Here is a 1,828-nt window from a genome sequence, read left to right as displayed (position 1 = left end):
CAATAAAGCGCGTATCTTGCAGATTGATGACCAGAAGATTCGTGGTGATCTGAAAGCCGGTCGCGTTGTCGTTGTCGCCGGTTTCCAGGGCGTCGACGAGCACGGCAACATCACCACTCTSGGTCGTGGCGGTTCCGACACCACCGGTGTGGCACTGGCTGCCGCGTTGAAGGCTGACGAGTGCCAGATCTACACCGACGTTGACGGTGTTTACACCACCGACCCACGTGTTGTGCCAGTCGCTCAACGTCTCGACAAGATTACCTTTGAAGAGATGCTGGAAATGGCCAGCCTCGGTTCCAAGGTGTTGCAGATCCGTGCGGTGGAATTCGCCGGCAAGTACAACGTTCCGCTGCGCGTACTGCACAGCTTCAAGGAGGGTCCGGGCACCCTCATTACTATTGATGAAGAGGAAACCATGGAACAGCCGATCATTTCCGGCATCGCTTTCAACCGCGATGAAGCCAAGCTGACCATCCGTGGCGTGCCAGACACCCCGGGCGTGGCGTTCAAGATTCTCGGCCCGATCAGTGCCGCGAACATCGAAGTCGACATGATCGTGCAGAACGTCGCGCACGATAACACCACCGACTTCACCTTCACCGTGCACCGCAACGACTACCAGGCCGCACAGACCGTGCTGGAAAACACCGCTCGCGAGATCGGTGCCCGTGAAGTGGTTGGCGACACCAAGATTGCCAAGGTTTCGATCGTCGGCGTCGGCATGCGTTCTCACGCAGGTGTGGCCAGCCGCATGTTCGAATCCCTGGCGAAAGAAAGCATCAACATCCAGATGATCTCGACCTCGGAAATCAAGGTTTCCGTGGTGATTGAAGAGAAGTACCTGGAACTGGCCGTGCGCGCCCTGCACACGGCTTTCGAACTGGATGCTCCGGCCCGTCAGGGCGAGTAATTCCGTTTCTTGAAGGGCGCGGTCTGACCGCGCCCTTTATTTTTTGAATGGCGCGAGCCCTGAACTGTTCTTTTGCTCGCGCTGGTCAATACTCAGGCATGTAGGGCTACGATCGCTCCGGTTGTAGGTCGGGTGCCTTTTTTTTGCAGACTGTTGTCCCTGAACTGAATTGCGTAAGGAGAAAGGTATGCTGATTCTGACTCGTCGGTGCGCAGAAAGCCTGATTATCGGTGATGGCGAAATCACCGTGACCGTGCTCGGCGTTAAAGGAAACCAGGTGCGTATTGGCGTCAACGCCCCGAAAGAGGTTGCCGTGCACCGTGAGGAAATTTACCTGCGTATAAAGAAAGAGAAGGACGAAGAACCAAGCCATTAATTTTTATCGATTTTTATGTTTGCAAACGGGGAAAAGGTTGGTTAAGATACGCCCCGTGTTGCGGAGAGCTGGCCGAGTGGCCGAAGGCGCTCCCCTGCTAAGGGAGTACACCTCAAAAGGGTGTCGGGGGTTCGAATCCCCCGTTCTCCGCCATTATTTGCTTAGTACGTTGTAATCTGGCTTTTTCTGTAACTTGTTGAAATTAATAGAAAAAGTGGTTGGAATAGAGATTAGACGGGCTATAATGCGGCGCAACAAATGCACTCGTAGCTCAGCTGGATAGAGTACTCGGCTACGAACCGAGCGGTCACAGGTTCGAATCCTGTCGAGTGCACCATTTAAGAGTCAGTTACAGCAATGTAAGTGACTCGGCTTCAACCAGGTGTGATCTGGTCTAACAAACACAAATGCACTCGTAGCTCAGCTGGATAGAGTACTCGGCTACGAACCGAGCGGTCACAGGTTCGAATCCTGTCGAGTGCACCATTTAAGAGTTAGTTGCAGCAATGTGAATAACTTGGTTTCAGCCAGTTGTGGTC

2 protein-coding genes and 3 tRNA genes are annotated in these 1,828 nt (G+C 53.6%); all 5 read left to right on the top strand.

Annotated features, from left to right (window positions below; translation table 11 throughout):
- A partial coding sequence (locus tag AC1DVF_RS29145; RefSeq protein ID WP_477783619.1) for an aspartate kinase occupies window positions 1-913 on the top strand: 913 nt, incomplete at its 5' end.
- Window positions 914-1,100: 187 nt separating this feature from the next.
- Window positions 1,101-1,289: a carbon storage regulator CsrA gene (gene csrA / locus AC1DVF_RS29140; RefSeq protein ID WP_002554426.1), complete on the top strand. Its 189-nt coding sequence runs from the start codon at window positions 1,101-1,103 to the stop codon at window positions 1,287-1,289.
- A 62-nt stretch (window positions 1,290-1,351) separates the two neighbouring features.
- Window positions 1,352-1,442: transfer RNA gene (locus AC1DVF_RS29135), tRNA-Ser, on the top strand.
- Between the two features lie 107 nt (window positions 1,443-1,549).
- Window positions 1,550-1,626: transfer RNA gene (locus AC1DVF_RS29130), tRNA-Arg, on the top strand.
- 72 nt (window positions 1,627-1,698) lie between these two features.
- Window positions 1,699-1,775, top strand: a tRNA-Arg gene (locus tag AC1DVF_RS29125).
- Window positions 1,776-1,828 lie beyond the last annotated feature (53 nt).

The sequence above is a fragment of the Pseudomonas sp. P4_D7 genome (assembly GCF_056401755.1).
The sequence above is the reverse complement of the archived record's forward strand: the minus strand, read 5'-3'. Positions and strand labels throughout refer to the sequence as shown.

Excerpts from the sequence above, each read along its gene's own strand:
- csrA (WP_002554426.1), top strand. The coding sequence starts at position 1,101 with ATGCTGATTCTGACTCGTCGGTGCGCAGAAAGCCTGATTATCGGTGAT.